We start from the raw sequence: 1,299 nt of genomic DNA, 5'->3' as shown, positions 1-1,299 counted from the left end.
CGCGCCTGCCGCTGCCGTGGCTGCGCCGGCTCGGCCGCCTGGCCGGCTGGCTCGCGGGCGGCCTGCTCGTCGTGCGCCGGCACGTCGCCGCGCGCAACCTCGCGCTGTGCTTTCCCGAGCTCGACGACGCCGCCCGCCGGCGCCTGCTCGCCGACAGCCTGCGCGACAGCGGCCGCATGCTCGTCGAGTTCGCGCTGGCCTGGTTCGGCAGCGACGAACGGATCGCCGCGATTCCGTGCCGCATCGACGGGCTGGAACACCTGGAAGCGGCGCGCGCGCAGGGCCGCGGCGTGCTGCTGGTCGGCGGACATTTTTCCCATCTGGAATTGTGTGCACGGCTCGTGTCGCGGCGCATCCGCATCGCCGGCATGTACCGCGTGATGGACGACGCAGTGTTCGAACGCGCCGTGCTGGCCGCGCGCCTGCGCTACGCCGACACCATGTTCACCAAGGACGAACTGCGCGCGACGGTCCGCTACCTCAAGCGCGGCGGCACGGTCTGGTACGCGCCCGACCAGGATATGCGCGGCAAGGAGTCGGTGTTCGTGCCGTTCTTCGGCCAGCCCGCCTCGACGATCACGGCGACCCATCATCTCGCGCGGCTGTCCGGCGCGCTCGTGCTGCCGTTCTTCCACCGGCGCGAGCCCGACGGCAGCTACAGTCTGCGCCTGGAGGCGCCGCTGGCGGATTTCCCGAGCGCCGACGCCGTCGCCGACACGGCCGTCGTGAACCGCGCGATCGAAGCCATGGTGCGCGAGGCGCCGGCGCAATATCTCTGGCTCCACAAGCGCTTCAAGACCCGCCCGCCCGGCGCGCCGCCCGTCTACTGATCCGCGCGGTATCGGCCGGCGATACCCGCGCACGAGAACGCGACGGCGGCCCGGCCGGCCGCTAGAGTGTGAACGTCGCATTCACGGAGGGAAGACGAGATGCCCTGGCTATTGGGTCTGATCGGCCTGTTCGTCGGCACGTTCCTCGGGGGAACCCTGTTCCAGAACGGCTTCGGCGTCGGCGCCGTGTTCGGCACCTTGGTCGGCGTGCTGTTCGGCCGGCTGAGCGCCCTGCAGGGCCGCCTGCGGCAGGTGGAGCAGGACCTGCAAACCCTGCAGCTCACGCAGACCGTGCGCGACCGCTTCGCTCCCGAAGAACCCGCGCCGCGCCGCCCGGCCGCGGCGCCTCCGCCGATCCCGCCCGCCGCCGCACCGGCTCCGGCCGCCGCGTCCGCCGCGCGCAGCGCCGCGCCGCAGGTCCACGAACCCATGCAACCGGTCACCCATTCCGAGCCCGGCGGCGAGCTGC

The 1,299-nt window shown here is 72.7% G+C and carries 2 protein-coding genes; both read left to right on the top strand.

Translation table 11 applies throughout. From position 1 onward, the window contains the following. Window positions 1-830 (top strand): LpxL/LpxP family Kdo(2)-lipid IV(A) lauroyl/palmitoleoyl acyltransferase (gene lpxL, locus NON22_RS24450; protein WP_257389586.1); only part of this gene is annotated, 830 nt, incomplete at its 5' end. Between the two features lie 99 nt (window positions 831-929). Beyond that, the coding region (locus tag NON22_RS24445) for a hypothetical protein (protein ID WP_257389585.1) at window positions 930-1,299 on the top strand (370 nt) is incomplete at its 3' end.

It is taken from the genome of Tahibacter caeni (genome assembly GCF_024609805.1).
Classification (GTDB): domain Bacteria; phylum Pseudomonadota; class Gammaproteobacteria; order Xanthomonadales; family Rhodanobacteraceae; genus Tahibacter; species Tahibacter caeni.
Note: the sequence above shows the minus strand (reverse complement) of the source record. Positions and strands in the feature narration are given on the sequence as shown.